Below are 15,912 nucleotides of genomic sequence, written 5' to 3' on the forward strand. Positions count from 1 at the left end.
GGCCGCGCCAGGGAAAGGACTTATCGTGCGAAACCGTTCCTTGCTCATACTCACCGCCGTGGTCACCACGGGAGCGCTCACCCTCACCGCATGCGGATCGCGCGACGATGACAACAAGAAGTCCGACAGTGGCAAAAAAACCACTGTGATCATCGGTGTCGATGCACCGCTGACGGGTTCGCTGTCTGCGCTCGGTCAGGGAATCAAGAACTCGGTGGACCTCGCGGCCAAGACCGCGAACAAGAACAACGAGGTCCCGGGTGTTGAATTCAAGATCGAAGCACTCGATGACCAGGCCATTCCCGCATCCGGGCAGGCCAACGCCACCAAGCTCGTGGGCATGAAGGACGTCCTCGGCGTCGTCGGCCCGCTGAACTCCGGCGTGGCACAGTCCATGCAGGGTGAGTTCGACAAGGCCAATCTGACCCAGGTGTCCCCGGCCAACACCAACCCGTCGCTGTCCCAGGGCGACAACTGGGGCAAGGGTGAGAAGAAGCGCCCCTTCAAGACGTACTTCCGTACCTCCACCACCGACGTCATCCAGGGCAAGTTCGCCGCCCAGTACCTCTTCAACGACGCCAAGAAGAAGAAGGTCTACGTCGTCGACGACAAGCAGACCTACGGCGCCGGTCTGGCGGCGATCTTCGCCGAGGAGTTCAAGCGCCTCGGCGGTGCCGTCGCGGGTACGGACCACGTCACGGTGAAGGAGACCGACTTCTCCAGCACCGCCGACAAGGTCAAGTCGTCCGGCGCGGACTCGGTCTACTTCGGTGGTCAGTACCCCGAGGCGGGACTGCTCGCGGACCAGATCAAGAAGACCGGCGCGAAGATCCCCACGATGGGTGGCGACGGCATCTACGACCCCGCGTTCATCAGCGCGTCGGGCGAGTCCAACGACGGTGACTTCGCAACGTCGGTCGGCTACCCGGTCGAGAAGCTCGAAACCGCGAAGAAGTTCATCACGGACTACGAGGCCGGCGGCTACGGCGACCCGTACGCGGCGTACGGCGGCTACTCCTACGACGCCGGCTGGGCCATCGTCCAGGCCGTGAAGGCGGTCGTCGCGGACAACGACGGCAAGCTGCCCGAGGACGCCCGCGCGAAGGTCACCGAGGCCATGTCGAAGGTGTCCTTCGACGGAGTCACCGGCAAGGTGTCCTTCGACGAGTTCGGCGACACCACGAACAAGCAGCTCACCGTCTACTCCGTCAAGGGCGGCAAGTGGACGGACGTCAAGAGCGAAACGTTCAAGGACTAGTCCCCAGCACTGCCCCGCAGCACTGAACCAACCGCGCGAGGGCGCAAACAGCGCCCTCGCGCGGAGTCATATCCGACACGCTCATCGGACATCGGAGGCTCTGCGGTGAACGAACTGCCGCAACAGCTGGCCAACGGTCTAGCCCTGGGTGCCCTCTACGGTCTCATCGCCATCGGGTACACCATGGTCTACGGCATCGTCCAGCTCATCAACTTCGCCCATGGCGAGATCTTTATGATCGGGGGGTTTGGCGCCCTCACCACCTATATATGGCTCCCCAGCGGAATCAGCCTTTTCGTAGCGATTCCCCTCATGATCATAGGTGGCGCGATAGCCTCCGTCGGCGTCGCCGTGCTAGCCGAGCGATTCGCGTATCGGCCCTTGCGTGGCGCGCCTCGGCTCGCCCCACTGATCACCGCGATCGGACTGTCGATCGTGCTCCAGCAGGCCGTCTGGAGCTGGTACCCGGACGCCAAGAAGGCCCGGAGCTTCCCGGAGTTCACCGGAGAGTCCTTCAAGATCCTGGACAATCTGACGATCCAGCGCGCTGATGCGTTCGTGCTGGTCCTGGCCCCGCTCTGCATGCTCGCGCTCGGACTCTTCGTCTCCAAGAGCCGCAACGGACGGGCCATGCAGGCCACCGCACAGGACCCGGACACCGCCAAGCTCATGGGCATCAACACCGACCGGATCATCGTGTTGGCGTTCGCCATCGGTGCCGCCTTCGCCGCGGTCGCAGCCGTGGTCTACGGCCTGGACAAGGGCCAGATCAACTTTGAGATGGGCTTCATCCTCGGACTGAAGGCGTTCACCGCCGCGGTCCTCGGAGGCATCGGCAACATCTACGGCGCGATGGTCGGCGGCGTCGTCCTCGGTCTCGCCGAGGCCCTGTCGATCGCCTACATCGAAGAGATCCCCGGTATGCAGCAGTTGGGCGGCGGCGCCTGGGCCAACGTCTGGGCGTTTGTACTCCTCATCGTCGTGCTCCTGGTCAGGCCGCAGGGTCTGCTCGGTGAGCGCGTCGCGGATCGGGCGTGAGAGCGATGACCACGGACACCATCACCCAAGTCGACTCGGCGCCCGATGACGCCTCCCGGGCCGGGCTGATCCGTTGGATCGTGACGGCCGGCGGCCTCGCCACCATCGGCAGCACCTTCACCGCCTGGACGTACACGGACGCCTTCCCCGGCGATCTGACCGTCTACGGCTACCCCGGTGGACTCCAGGTCCTGACCCTGGTCGCCGGCGCGCTCGTCGTCCTCTACGGACTGGCCTCGCTCGGCGTTAAGGGCCTCGGCTGGCTGGCACCCGCGGGCACGACGAAGGCGCTGCGCTTCCTCGCCCTCGGCGCGTTCGCCACCACCTGGTTCACGACGATCGCCATCGCCTGGCAGCTCGAAGGGCTGGTCAATCTCGAACCGGGCGCCTTCGTCGCCTCCGTGGCATCGGCGATACCGCTGGCCGCGTTCGCCCTGCCCGACGACACCCGCAAGGCGGCCCGCCCCAAGGAGCTGCCGTCCTGGGCCGAGATCCTGTTGATCGTCGCGGCGTTCGCCGTGGGCATGTACGTCGTGACGTACGGCATCGACACCGAGTACGCCGAGTTGTTCACGGGCTATCTCATCACCGTCGGGTTCGCGGTGGGCGGTCTGATCAAGTCCGGTCTGACCGCGCGTCTTTCGGGGCTCACCACCAAGTACCGCCAGGTCACCGTGATCGCGGCGTTCGCCGCCGCCATCGCCTTCCCGTTCACCCAAAACACCGACACGTACACGCTGATCGCGGTCAACATCCTGATCTTCGCGACGGTCGCCCTGGGTCTGAACATCGTCGTCGGTCTGGCGGGTCTGCTGGACCTCGGTTACGTCGCCTTCCTGGGCGTCGGCGCCTACACGGCCGCCCTGGTGTCCGGTTCGACGGCATCCGCGTTCGACGTGCACTTCCCCTTCTGGGCCGCCGTCCTCACCGGTGCCGTCGTGTCGCTCATCTTCGGTGTGGTCATCGGCGCTCCGACGCTCCGACTGCGAGGCGACTACCTCGCCATCGTGACCCTGGGCTTCGGCGAGATCTTCCGCATCGCGATGGGCAACCTCGACGGAGTGTCAGGCCCGCAGATCACCAACGGTCCCAACGGTGTGCCCAACATCCCGGACCTGGAGTTCTTCGGGTACAACTTCGGTGAGTCGCACACCGTCTTCGGGATCGAACTGGGCAGTTACGCCAACTACTACCTGCTGATGCTGCTGGCGATGGCGCTCGTCATCATCGTCTTCAGCCGCGCGGGCAGTTCCCGCATCGGCCGGGCCTGGGTCGCCATCCGGGAGGACGAGACCGCCGCCACCGCGATGGGCATCAACGGCTTCCGGGTCAAGCTGATCGCCTTCGCCCTCGGCGCCACGCTGGCCGGTCTGGCCGGCACCGTACAGGCCCATGTGCAGCACACCGTGGTCCCGGAGATGTACCAGTTCGCCGGACCGGTGCCGCCCAACTCGGCCTTCCTGCTGGCGGCCGTGATCCTCGGCGGCATGGGCACGGTCACCGGACCGCTGCTCGGTGCCACGCTGCTGTACATGATCCCGGCGAAGCTCCAGTTCCTCCAGGACTACCAGCTCCTCGGCTTCGGTCTCGCACTGATCCTGCTGATGCGGTTCCGTCCCGAGGGACTGATCGCCAACCGCCGGGCTCAGCTCGAGTACCACGAGAACGACCAGCTCGATGTGCCGGACAAGGGCCTGACCGGCCCCGGCGTCGGCATCACCAAGGCGGGGGCGTGAAGGCCATGACGACCACCACCATCGACACCTCCCCCGTTCTGGAGGCGAGCGGGGTCACCATGAAGTTCGGTGGCCTCACCGCCGTCCGTTCGGTCGACCTCACCGTCAACGCGGGCGAGATCGTCGGTCTGATCGGGCCCAACGGCGCCGGCAAGACCACGTTCTTCAACTGTCTGACGGGGCTGTACGTGCCCACGGAAGGCAAGGTCCGCTACAAGGGGACCGTACTCCCGCCGAAACCCCATCTGGTCACCACCGCAGGGGTCGCGCGGACCTTCCAGAACATCAGGCTCTTCGCCAATATGACCGTCCTGGAGAACGTCCTGGTCGGACGGCACACCCGTACGAAGGAGGGGCTGTGGTCCGCGCTGGTGCGCGGGCCGGGCTTCAAGCGGGCCGAGGCGGCGTCGCACGAGCGCGCGATGGAACTGCTGACGTTCATCGGCCTGGAGCACAAGGCCGACCATCTGGCGCGCAACCTCCCGTACGGCGAGCAGCGCAAGTTGGAGATCGCCCGGGCCATGGCCAGCGATCCGGGCCTGTTGCTGCTGGACGAACCGACCGCCGGTATGAACCCGCAGGAGACCCGGGCGGCCGAGGAGCTGATCTTCGCCATCCGAGACCAGGGCATCGCCGTCCTGGTCATCGAGCACGACATGCGGTTCATCTTCAACCTCTGCGACCGGGTGGCCTGTCTGGTGCAGGGCGAAAAGCTCGTCGAAGGCACCGCGGAGGTCGTCCAGGGCGATGAGCGAGTGGTCGCCGCCTATCTCGGAACGCCCTTCGAGGGGGCTCCGGGTGCGGAGGAGGTCGCCGAGGTCGAGGCCGCGGAGGCACAGAACACCGCCGCTTCCGCTGCGGGCGGCACCCCGGCATCCGGCTCCGGCGCACAGGGAAGCACCGGCACCACCAGCCCGGAAGGGGAGACCCAGTGAGCACATTGCTGGAGGTCGAGGACCTCAGGGTCGCCTACGGCAAGATCGAGGCCGTGAAGGGCATCTCCTTCAGCGTCGAGGCCGGCCAGGTGGTGACCCTCATCGGCACCAACGGCGCGGGCAAGACGACGACCCTGCGGACGCTGTCGGGACTGTTGAAGCCCTCCAGCGGGCGGATCGTCTTCGACGGCAAGCCGCTCAGCGGCTATCCCGCGCACAAGATCGTGGCGATGGGCCTCGCCCACTCCCCCGAGGGCCGGCACATCTTCCCGCGGCTGTCGATCGAGGAGAACCTGCGGCTCGGTGCGTTCCTGCGGAGCGACAAGCCCGGCATCGAGCGGGACATCCAGCGCGCCTACGAGCTCTTCCCGATCCTGGGAGAGCGCAGCAAGCAGGCGGCGGGCACGCTCTCCGGCGGTGAGCAGCAGATGTTGGCGATGGGGCGGGCGCTGATGTGTCAGCCGAAGCTGCTGATGCTCGACGAGCCTTCGATGGGCCTTTCGCCGATCATGATGCAGAAGATCATGGCGACGATCACCGAGTTGAAGGCGCAGGGCACGACGATCCTGCTGGTCGAACAGAACGCGCAGGCCGCGCTTTCGCTCGCCGATCACGGCCATGTGATGGAGGTCGGCCGGATCGTGTTGTCCGGAACGGGCGAGCACCTGCTGCACGACGAGTCGGTGCGCAAGGCGTACCTGGGCGAGGACTGAAGTCCTTTCGGGCCCACGGGCAGGGCCCGAGTTCCGCCGCCGATTCTCAGGCGGGGGAACTCGGGCCCTGTCGTCATACGGGGCCGCTACTGGCCCTTGGCCGCCTTCTTCTCCTCGGCGTCCTCGATGACCGCTTCGGCGACCTGCTGCATGGACATGCGTCGGTCCATGGAGGTCTTCTGGATCCAGCGGAAGGCGGCGGGTTCGCTGAGCCCGTACTCGGTCTGGAGGATGCTCTTGGCGCGGTCGACCAGCTTGCGGGTCTCCAGCCGCTGGGAGAGGTCGGCGACCTCCTTCTCCAGCGCCTTGAGCTCGGTGAAGCGGGAGACGGCCATCTCGATGGCGGGCACCACGTCGCTCTTGCTGAAGGGCTTGACCAGGTAGGCCATCGCGCCCGCGTCCCTGGCTCGCTCGACCAGGTCGCGCTGGGAGAAGGCGGTGAGCATCAGCACCGGCGCGATGGCTTCTTCGGCGATCTTCTCGGCCGCGGAGATGCCGTCGAGCACGGGCATCTTCACATCGAGGATGACGAGGTCCGGCCGGTGTTCCCGGGCGAGCTCGACGGCGCGCTGACCGTCTCCGGCCTCACCGACGACCGCGTATCCCTCTTCTTCCAGCATCTCTTTGAGGTCGAGCCGGATGAGGGCCTCGTCCTCGGCGATGACCACTCGGGTGGTGAGCGGGGGGACGTGCGACTTGTCGTCGTCGGCGACGGGCTGGGGCGAGTCGGGGGCGGTCACGGGCTCCTCATTCCAAGGCATTCCAAGGCGTTCCAATGCAGGGTGCTCCCCATGAGCCTACCGAGCTCCTGTATGGTGGGGGCACGAAGGGTGCCCGCCACCCTACGTTTCTAAGGCGCCCCGGTAGCCCAGCGGTAGAGGCAATGGTCTCAAACACCATCCAGCGTGGGTTCGAATCCCACCCGGGGTACTTTCCCTGCAATTCCATGGTCGCGATTTCACAATCGCGACCATGATTGTTCTGCGCCCCTGACCGAGGCCCCCGAGAGGGGCCCCAGCCGTCGTGCGTCCCTCAGCTGGTGGTGTCGTCCACACCGATGTGGTGCACGCGCACCAGGTTCGTGGAGCCGGGCACTCCGGGCGGTGATCCCGCGGTGATCACCACGATGTCACCCCGCTCACACCGGCCGATCTTCAACAGCTCCTCGTCGACCTGGGCGACCATGGCGTCGGTGGACTCCACATGGGGGCCGAGGAAGGTCTCCACGCCCCAGGTCAGATTGAGCTGGGAGCGGGTTGCCGGATCGGGTGTGAAGGCGAGCAGGGGGATCGGCGAGCGGTAGCGCGAGAGCCGCCGCACGGTGTCGCCGGACTGGGTGAAGGCGACCAGGAACTTCGCCCCGAGGAAGTCGCCCATCTCAGCCGCGGCACGGGCGACCGCACCGGCCTGGGTACGCGGCTTGCTCCGCTCGGTCAGCGGCGGCAGCCCCTTGGCGAGCACGTCCTCTTCGGCCGCCTCGACGATCCGGCCCATGGTGCGCACGGTCTCGATGGGGTACTTGCCCACGCTGGTCTCGCCCGAGAGCATCACCGCGTCGGTGCCGTCGATGACCGCATTCGCCACGTCGGAGGCTTCGGCGCGGGTGGGGCGGGAGTTCTCGATCATCGAATCCAGCATCTGCGTGGCGACGATGACGGGCTTGGCATTGCGCCGCGCCAGCTTGATCGCCCGCTTCTGGACGATCGGCACCTGCTCCAGCGGCATTTCGACGCCGAGGTCGCCCCGGGCGACCATGATGCCGTCGAAGGCGGCCACGATGTCTTCGATGTTGTCGACGGCCTGGGGCTTCTCGACCTTGGCGATGACGGGCAGTCGGCGCCCCTCCTCGTCCATGATCCGGTGCACGTCCTCGATGTCCCGCCCGCTACGGACGAAAGACAGGGCGATCACGTCGACACCGGTGCGCAGCGCCCAGCGGAGGTCTTCGATGTCCTTCTCGGAGAGCGCGGGGACGGAGACGGCGACTCCGGGGAGGTTGAGGCCCTTGTTGTCGGAGACCATGCCGCCTTCGATGACGGTGGTGTGGACCCGCGGTCCGTCGACGGCGGTCACTTCGAGGGTGACCTTTCCGTCGTCCACGAGGATGCGCTCCCCCGGAGCGACGTCTCCGGCCAGTCCCTGATAGGTGGTTCCGCAGATATTGCGGTCGCCTTCCATCGGCTCGACGGTGATGGTGAATTCATCACCGCGCTCCAACAGGACCGGACCTTCGCGAAAGCGCCCAAGTCGGATCTTCGGACCCTGGAGATCAGCCAGTACGCCGACGCTGCGACCCGTCTCGTCGGACGCCTTGCGAACGCGCTGGTAGCGCTCGTCGTGCTCGGTGTAACTGCCGTGGCTGAGATTGAGTCGGGCCACGTCCATTCCGGCTTCGACCAGGGCTTTGATCTGGTCGTACGAGTCGGTGGCTGGGCCCAAAGTACAGACGATTTTCGCTCGGCGCATAGAACGACCCTAGGGCATACCCACTCGGTAGGGATTTGATTCCAGGTTTCTTCCCAACAACCTTTGCGTGAAAGGTCATTGACAACCGTCGAAATGTGCGCAAGGGCGCTCCGATGAGCAATTCCGCTGCCCGGAGCGCCCTTTCTGCGATGTTCCGTTAGGGCGTGTCTGAGAAATCCCTTAAAGCGCCGGCGGGGTCATCGTGAAGCGGGCGTTCACCTGTGCGTAGACCGTCTGCCGTTGCGGTTCGAGATCGAGGGCAGGCGGGGCTCCGGCCAGCTCTGCGGAGGCGCTGAAGGGCATGGGCGCCGCGGGCCTGGCCATGGCGTAGGCGCCGCCGTTCTCCGCGCCCAGGTCCGCCAACTCCACCAGCGCCGAGAGCCGGGCCCCGAGCGCCCCCGCGTACTCCCGGGCCCGCTGGACGGCTTCGAGCACGGCCTGGCGGCGGGCCTCTCCATGGGCGGGCGAATCGGGCCGCAGCTTCCACCACGGCCCATCCACCCGGGTCATCTCCAGATCCCCGAGACGGGTCGTCAGCTCCCCGAGAGCGGTGAAGTCGGCCAGCTCGGCGATGACGTAGACCTTGCCGTGGTACGTACGGACACGCTCCCCCTTGCCCCTCCTGGTGAGCTCCGGGGTGATGGAGAAGGCGCCGGTCTCCAACTTCTCCACGGCTTCCCCGAAGGACCTGGCGAGGTCCAGCACGGCGGCGTTGCGCCGGGTGAGGTCTTCGAGCGCGGCACGGCGGTCGGAGCCGCGGGCGCCGACGGTGATCCCGATCCGGGCGATCTCCGGGTCGACTTCCAGCCGGGCCTCGCCGCGGACGGCGACGCGCGGGGTTTCGGGGGTGCCGTACGGGGCGGCGGGAACGGGTGCGTCGGTGCTGGATGCGTCCATGGTGTTGGTCGGGCTCCCTCGTTCGTCCGTCCCTGCCGCACGGGTCGTGCGGCAGGGACCGGCCTACTGACGGCTGGTGTCGCCCCCACTGTCGCATCCGGGTCCGACAACGGGGACGCGAGCGACCTCGGGCGTCAGAAACTGGGCGCGAGCGGGGTGAAGTGCATGCCCTGGACGGGGACGCGGGGCGGCGCCGGCTGCTCAAGTCCGAAGCTGGTGAAGGCGGTGCGTCGCGGCAGCGGATAGGGCTCCTGGCCGGTCAGCGAGTTGAGGATGGTGGCGCTGCGCCAAGCTGCGAGTCCCAGATCGGGCGCGCCCACGCCGTGGGTGTGCGTCTCCGCGTTCTGCACATAGATCGAGCCGGTCACCAGGTTGTCGGTGACCATGCGGTACTCGGTGTCGATATGGGGGCGGCCGGCGGCGTCCCGGCGGAGGTAGGGATCGATGCCCGCGAGGAGGAGGTCCACAGGGCGTTCGCGATAGCCGGTCGCGAGGACGACCGCGTCGGTCATGAGCCGTGACCGGACCGCTTGTTGGAGGTGCTCCAGATGCAGTTCGACCTTGGTGGTGGCGACCCGGCCCGCCGTTCGGACCCGTACCCCTGGGGTGAGTACGGCGTCCGGCCAGCCGCCGTGCAGGGTGCGGCGGTAGAGCTCCTCGTGGATGTCGGCGATAGTCCCCGCGTCGATGCCCTTGTGCAGGTGCCACTGCCCGAACGCCAGGTGGTCACGGGTCTGTTCGGGCAGCGCGTGGAAGTAGCGGCTGTAGTCGGGGGTGAAGTGTTCGAGACCGAGTTTGGAGTACTCCATGGGGGTGAACGCCTCGGTGCGGGTCAGCCAGTGCAGTCCCTCCCGCCCCAGGGGTCGCTGGCGCAGCAGATCGAGGAAGATCTCCGCGCCCGACTGTCCGGAGCCGATCACCGTGATGTGTTCCGCGGCGAGCAGTCGGTCGCGGTGGTCGAGGTAGTCGGCCGAGTGGATCACCGGGGCGGTCGGTGCGTCGACCAGGGGTCTGAGCGGTTCGGGTACATAGGGTTCGGTGCCGACCCCGAGGGCGATGTTGCGCGCGTAGGTGCGGCCCAGCGCCTCGGCCTCGCCGTCGCCGTCGAGTTGGGTGAAGTCGACCTCGAACAGTTGGCGGTCGGGACTCCAGCGCACGGAGTCGATCTGGTGGCCGAAGTGGAGCCCCGGCAGGCTGTGGCTGACCCAGCGGCAGTACGCCTCGTACTCGGCACGGTGGATGTGGAACCGCTCGGCGAAGTAGAAGGGGAACAACCGCTCCCGGGAGCGGAGGTAGTTCAGAAAACTCCAGGGACTGGCGGGGTCGATGAGGCTCACCAGGTCGGCGAGGAACGGCACCTGGACGCGGGCGCCCTCGATCAGGAGGCCCGGGTGCCAGCTGAAGTGGTGGCCCTGCTCGTAGAAGGCGCTGTGCAGGGGGCTGCGCAGGCCGTGGGCCAGTGCGGCGAGCGAGAGGTTGAACGGTCCGATGCCGATGCCCACGAGGTCATGGGGCTGCTCGGCTTCGGCGGGGGGCGTTGCGCTCATCGGTGGGTGCCTTCCACGAGTTCGGTCACGAGGTTGACCAGTCGGCGCTGGTCGTCCGCGGTGGTGTACGGGTTCAGGAGCGTCACTTTGAGCCAGAGGCGGCCATCCACGTGGGCACGGCCGAGGACGGCGCGCCCGCTGCTGAGGAGGGTGCGACGGACTGCTGCGGTCTGTTCGTCCGTCGCATCGCGTGGCCGGAACAGGACGGTGCTGAGGGTGGGGCTGTCCCACAGTTCGAGTCGGCCGTTCGCCGCGACGAGGGCGGCGAAGTCACCGGCGCTCGCGAGGGTGGCGTCCACCAACTCGGCCAACCCGCTGCGGCCGAGGGCCCGGAGGGTGACGGCGACCTTGAGGACGTCGGGTCGGCGCGTGGTCCGCAGGGAGCGTCCGAGGAGGTCGGGGAGTCCGGCCTCGGTGTCGTCGTCGGGGTTGAGGTAGTCGGCGGTGATCGCCAACGGGCCCAGTCGGGACCTCTCGCGCACCACGAACAGTCCTGCCGCAACGGGCTGCCAGCCGAGTTTGTGCAGATCGAGGGTGACGGAGTCGGCGTGTTCCAGCCCCGCGAGCGCAGGGCGGTGGCGCTCGCTGAAGAGCAGAGGTCCGCCGTACGCCGCGTCCACGTGGAGTTCGACGCCGTGTCGCTCACACAGTGCCGCGATCTCGGGGAGCGGGTCGATCCGGCCGGAGTCGGTCGTTCCGGCCGTGGCCACGACGAGCCGCGGTCCGTGGAGCTCGGTGAGTGCCTCGTCGAGCGCGACCGGGTCGAGGGTGCCGCCGCCCGCCGGTACGACCACGGGCGCTGGCAGGCCCAGCAGCCAGGCCGCGCGCTGTACGGAGTGGTGGGAGCCTGCGCCGCAGATCACCTGGATCGCGCCGTGGCGTTCACGGGCGAGGAGGAGGGCGAGTTGATTGGACTCGGTGCCTCCGGTGGTGACGAGGGCGTCGGGCTCGGGTGCGTCGGGATAGACCTCGGCGGCGAGTGCCCCGACCACCAGGTGTTCCAGCTCGGAAGCTGCGGGCGCCTGGTCCCAGGAGTCCAGGGACTGGTTGAGTGCGCAGGCCGCGAGATCGGCGGCGACGGCGAGCGCCAGCGGTGGGGTGTGCAGATGCGCGGCGCACAGCGGGTCGGCGGGGTCGGCCGCGCCGTACGCCATGGTCCGTACGAGCCGGTGCAGGGCGTCGCCCGCGCCGATGCCTTGGTCGGGCAGCACCGGTTCGGCTGCCTGCCGGACCTGGGCGGCAACGCTCGGGGGCCCGCCCGGTGGCAAGGGGCCTCCGCGGTCGGCGGCGCCTTCCCTGAGTGCTTCGAGCACCAGGCCGATAAGGGGGCGCAGGGCGTCGGGGCCGTGGGTGCCGCCGGCGAGAGGTGCGGGCCCCGGGCTGGTTGCGGCGGCTTCGCCGGGGGCCGTGGCGGCTGCGGCCGGTACCGGTGAGGATCTCGGGTCGGGTGCGCTCGGCGTGCTCATGGGCGTCCTCCGCGGGCTGCGTGGGCGGGGCGACCCCGGTGGGAGGGGTGCGCGCCGTGCTCAACGAGTCTGGCGAGGAGGAGGTTCGGCCCGGGCGTGGTGCCGGCGCCCGGAGGGCGCGTCGAAGCGCTCGGCGCCGGCCGGTGACCGCCCGGCGCACACCCTGTCGTCGGCGTTTCGGCGCGAGACCGGGCGCGAGCACGTGAGGGGGCTGACCGGCGGTCGGTCAGCCCCCGGAGTCGATCACGAGGCCGGGTTGGCCTCCCGTACCGCCAGCGCGCGGCGGAGGTCGTCCAGTTGGTCGGAGAGGCTGCGGCGCAGGGCGGGGATCATCTGCGCGTCCCGGAGACTCGCCTCGCCCAACTCCCGTGCCTCCTCGTCCACCGCGTGCAGCGGGAAGGCGTACCGGCCGGCGGCCTCCGCTATCGCCGGGCCCCTGCGGTTCGCCAGGTCGACCGTGTCGGGGTAGTACCGCGTGAGGTACGGGGCGACCAGTTCGGCCTGCTCGGGCTGCCAGAAGCCCTGGGCCGTCGCACGGAAGAGGTAGTTGGAGAGGTCGTCCGACGCGAACAGCCGCTCCCAGGCCGCTTCCTTGGCCTCCGGGGTCGGCAGCGCGGAGCGACATCGGGCCGCCCCCTGCTGGCCGGTGGCGCTCGGGTCGGCTTCCAGTTCGGCGGCGATGGCCGCCTCGTCCGTCTCACCGAGCACGGCGAGCCGGTACAGGATCCGCCAGCGCAGTTCCGGGTCGAGTTCCGGGCCGCCGATGACGCTGCCTTCGGCCAGCCATTCCTGGATCGCCTCGGGTTGGGCCGCCGCGTCGATGAAGTGGCGTGCGGCGATCAGCCGCAGCCCCGGGTCGCTGCCGTCCTCGGTGCGCCGCATCAGTCCGCGGCAGATGTCACGGATCGCACCGAGGGCCGCGGAGCGTTCGGCGGCCGGTACGTAACGGTCCGCGATGTGGGCGGTCGCGAAGGCGAGGACGCCCTGGGCGATCGCCAGGTCCGTTTCCCGGGGCAGTTGCACCCGGGCGGCCTCCAGATAGGCCCGGGGGTCCAGCTCTCCGTCCCTGACCATGTCGCGCGCCGCGTTCCAGATGACGGCGCGGGTCAGGGCGTCCGGAACGTACGACAGGATGCGTACCGCGGTCTCCCACGAGCCGGGGTCGAGACGGACCTTGGCGTAGGTGGTGTCGTTGTCATTGAGGACGACGAGCGCGGGGCGCCGTCCGGGGTGTTGCTCGGTGGCACCGTCTCCCTGGGGGATGTCCAGTTCATATCGGTTGCGTAGGACGACTCGGGTCGGGTCGACGGGGTCGATGTCGTACGCGCCGACGGCGATGCGGTGCGGGCGGGTGCCCTGGTGGGCGACCGAGAGCGACCAGGTACCGGGGGCCTCGGTGACCGTGGGCGTGAGCGTGTCCACGCCGGTGGTGCGCAACCACGACTCGGCCCAGGCCGGGAGGTCGCGGTCGGTGGCCTGGGACAGGGAGTCGATGAAGTCGGCGAGGGTGGCGTTGCCGAACTTGTGGCGCGCGAAGTGGGTGTTGATGCCGGCGAGGAAGTCCTTCTCGCCCATCCAGGTGACCAGTTGGCGCAGTGCGGAGGCGCCCTTGGCGTAGGAGATGCCGTCGAAGTTGAGGAGGGCCGCGGCGGTGTCGGGGACCGCGTCCGGGTCCGGCGACACGGGGTGGGTGGACGGCCGCTGGTCGGCGTCGTACCCCCAGCCCTTGCGGGCGACGGCGAAGTCGACCCAGGTGTCGGTGAAGCGGGTGGCTTCGGTGAGGATCTGGAAGCCCATGTACTCGGCGAAGGACTCGTTCAGCCAGAGGTCGTCCCACCAGACCATGGTGACCAGGTCGCCGAACCACATGTGGGCCATCTCGTGGGCGATGACCATCGCCCGTGTCTGGCGCTCGGTGTCGGTGACGGCGGAGCGGAAGACCATTTCCTCACGGAAGGTGACCAGCCCGGGGTTCTCCATGGCCCCCGCGTTGAACTCGGGGACGAACGCCTGGTCGTACGAGTCGAAGGGATAGGGCTCCTCGAACTTCTCGTGGTACCGGTCGTAGCACTGCCGGGTGATTTCGAAGAGTTCGTCCGTGTCCGCGTCGAGGTGGGGCGCGAGCGAGCGACGACAGTGCAGGCCGAAGGAGAGCCCGGCGTGTTCGGTGCGCACCGAGTGCCAGGGGCCGGCGGCGACCGCGACGAGGTAGGTGGAGAGCAGGGTGGTGGTCGCGCACGTCCACGTGCCGTCGCCCTGGTGGGTGGCGACACCGTTGCCGAGGACCGTCCAGCCGTCGGGTGCGGTCACCGACACGTCGAAGACGGCTTTGAGGTCGGGCTGGTCGAAGGCCGCGAAGACCCGCTGGACGTCGTCCAGGAAGAGCTGGGTGTAGACGTAGGTCTCGCCGTCGGCGGGGTCGGTGAAGCGGTGCATTCCTTCGCCGGTGCGCGAGTAGCGCATGTCCGCCTGGATGCGCAGTTCGTGCTCTCCCTGTGCCAGTCCGGTCAGCGGGAAGCGATTGCCGTCGAGCGCGGCGGGGTCGAGCGGATGTCCGTCCAACGTCACGGAGTGCAGTTCGGCCGGCTTGACCTCGACGAAGGTGTCACCGTCCGCGCGGGCGGTGAAGTGTATGACGGTGGTGGAGCCGAAGGTCTCGGCCTCTTTCCCGGGAGGGACCCCCGCCCCGGCGGTGAGGTCGAGATCCACGGTGTAGCGGTGGACGTCGAGAAGCTGTGCACGAGTCTGCGCTTCGTCGCGCGTGAGTACGGACATGGGTGCCATGCTGCCTGATCGACGGGGCCGAGCACATGGGGTATCGGTTGCGCTTTGAGCGCACGAGGGCCTCGCATAAAGGGCTGCTGCGGCACATTTCGATTGCGTGGTGTCCCGCGTGTCCCGGGAGCAACCGGTGGGAGGACGGGCGTGTGCCGCGTGTGGGTTCTGCGCCCGGCGGTCGTGGGTGGACCGGTGGTGCCACCAGGAGGACGGAGCGAGTGATGTGGCGCACGTCCCCGATGGTGAGTGGCCGCGCCCGGAGCGGGGCGGTGGCCCCGCACCGGTGCCTCGTGCTGTGACCGGAAACGTTCACCGACCCACGGCAAACCTTTCCGGTCACAGCACTGGAGTTACGAAAGCGTCACTAACCGCTCATAGTCGCCGTCGAGTGACCAATGCCTCGCTACGGTCAACCTCCACCTATCGCACCGTGGGGGACATATGTCTCAGTACCAGCCGCAACCACCCGCCGCGCCCCACCCGTACATCGCACCCACTCCGCCGGCCGGGCGGCCGAAGTGGGCCCGGAAGCGCGTCCTCATCCCGGCGGGCTTGCTCATCTTCTTCATCGGGGTCGTGGCCGGCACCGACGCGCCCGAGACGGAGAAGGCCACGAGCGCCAGGCCCGCCCCCACCACCACGGTGACGGCCACGGCAACCGCCACGGAAACCGCAGCGGCCCCCGCCGCGACGGCCACGGTGACCGCTTCCCCCGCACCCGTCCCGACCGTCACCAAGACGAAGACCGTACGCGTCACCGTCGCCCCCGCGGACGTCAGCGTCGAGGGCGACGACTTCGGGGGAGGCGGCAACTCCGTCTCCTACGCGAACTGCACGGCGGTCCGGGCCGCAGACGCCGATCCCATCCGCAGCGGAGACCCCGGCTACGGGCGCCATCTGGACCGCGACGGAGACGGAGTCGGCTGCGAGTAGACCGGACCAGCGCTGGAGGGCCCGTGTCCTGGAGGGCCGCACGGGCCCCGCGCGTCCCGGGCGAACGGCCCGTCTCCCCCTCTGCGCCGTGCAGACCTCCGAGTTCCGGGGCGACCCGCCCGTCGGTCGGCGCATGCACCCTGTC

General features: G+C 68.5%; 12 protein-coding genes and 1 tRNA gene. 7 read left to right on the top strand and 6 right to left on the bottom strand.

All coding sequences use genetic code 11. From position 1 onward, the window contains the following. Positions 1-25: 25 nt before the first annotated feature. The 5 genes from ABZ348_RS08695 to ABZ348_RS08715 all read left to right on the top strand — a co-directional run bounded on the left by ABZ348_RS08695 (position 26) and on the right by ABZ348_RS08715 (position 5,680). Entirely contained in the window at positions 26-1,258 is a 1,233-nt protein-coding gene (locus tag ABZ348_RS08695; protein WP_358930744.1) for a branched-chain amino acid ABC transporter substrate-binding protein, read from the top strand. Positions 1,259-1,363: 105 nt separating this feature from the next. Continuing rightward, positions 1,364-2,296 carry a branched-chain amino acid ABC transporter permease gene (locus ABZ348_RS08700; RefSeq protein WP_358930746.1) on the top strand — a complete coding sequence of 311 codons (933 nt, stop codon included), beginning with the start codon at positions 1,364-1,366 and terminating at the stop codon, positions 2,294-2,296. Between the two features lie 5 nt (positions 2,297-2,301). Continuing rightward, positions 2,302-4,032: a branched-chain amino acid ABC transporter permease gene (locus tag ABZ348_RS08705; RefSeq protein WP_358930748.1), complete on the top strand. Its 1,731-nt coding sequence runs from the start codon at positions 2,302-2,304 to the stop codon at positions 4,030-4,032. 5 nt (positions 4,033-4,037) lie between these two features. After that, positions 4,038-4,967 (top strand): ABC transporter ATP-binding protein, encoded by a 930-nt coding sequence (locus tag ABZ348_RS08710; protein WP_358930750.1) that lies wholly within the window; start codon positions 4,038-4,040, stop codon positions 4,965-4,967. Further along, positions 4,964-5,680 (top strand): ABC transporter ATP-binding protein, encoded by a 717-nt coding sequence (locus ABZ348_RS08715; RefSeq protein WP_358930752.1) that lies wholly within the window; start codon positions 4,964-4,966, stop codon positions 5,678-5,680. The genes ABZ348_RS08710 and ABZ348_RS08715 overlap by 4 nt, the downstream gene beginning before the upstream one ends. 86 nt (positions 5,681-5,766) lie before the next feature. Here ABZ348_RS08715 and ABZ348_RS08720 read toward each other — a convergent pair whose 3' ends face one another. Next, entirely contained in the window at positions 5,767-6,420 is a 654-nt protein-coding gene (locus ABZ348_RS08720) for a response regulator (protein WP_358930754.1), read from the bottom strand. Positions 6,421-6,537: 117 nt separating this feature from the next. Here ABZ348_RS08720 and ABZ348_RS08725 point away from each other — a divergent pair. After that, positions 6,538-6,610, top strand: a tRNA-Leu gene (locus ABZ348_RS08725). 102 nt (positions 6,611-6,712) lie between these two features. Here the strand turns inward: ABZ348_RS08725 and pyk are convergent. From pyk to pepN, 5 genes are all read right to left on the bottom strand, one after another. After that, entirely contained in the window at positions 6,713-8,146 is a 1,434-nt protein-coding gene (gene pyk, locus ABZ348_RS08730; RefSeq protein WP_358930756.1) for a pyruvate kinase, read from the bottom strand. Between the two features lie 180 nt (positions 8,147-8,326). After that, entirely contained in the window at positions 8,327-9,043 is a 717-nt protein-coding gene (locus tag ABZ348_RS08735; RefSeq protein ID WP_358930758.1) for an SIMPL domain-containing protein, read from the bottom strand. A 134-nt stretch (positions 9,044-9,177) separates the two neighbouring features. Next, positions 9,178-10,590, bottom strand: a complete 1,413-nt coding sequence (locus ABZ348_RS08740; protein ID WP_358930760.1) for a SidA/IucD/PvdA family monooxygenase — start codon at positions 10,588-10,590, stop codon at positions 9,178-9,180. After that, positions 10,587-12,056, bottom strand: coding sequence for an aminotransferase class V-fold PLP-dependent enzyme (locus tag ABZ348_RS08745; RefSeq protein WP_358930762.1), 1,470 nt, complete (start codon positions 12,054-12,056; stop codon positions 10,587-10,589). The genes ABZ348_RS08740 and ABZ348_RS08745 overlap by 4 nt, the downstream gene beginning before the upstream one ends. Positions 12,057-12,299: 243 nt before the next feature. Continuing rightward, positions 12,300-14,831, bottom strand: a complete 2,532-nt coding sequence (gene pepN / locus ABZ348_RS08750) for an aminopeptidase N (protein WP_358930764.1) — start codon at positions 14,829-14,831, stop codon at positions 12,300-12,302. Between the two features lie 444 nt (positions 14,832-15,275). On the opposite strand from pepN, the gene ABZ348_RS08755 reads away from it, so the two are divergent. Beyond that, positions 15,276-15,767 carry an excalibur calcium-binding domain-containing protein gene (locus ABZ348_RS08755; protein WP_358930766.1) on the top strand — a complete coding sequence of 164 codons (492 nt, stop codon included), beginning with the start codon at positions 15,276-15,278 and terminating at the stop codon, positions 15,765-15,767. Positions 15,768-15,912: the final 145 nt, after the last annotated feature.

Source organism: Streptomyces sp. NPDC005963, assembly GCF_040638655.1.
In the GTDB taxonomy this organism is placed as follows: domain Bacteria; phylum Actinomycetota; class Actinomycetes; order Streptomycetales; family Streptomycetaceae; genus Streptomyces.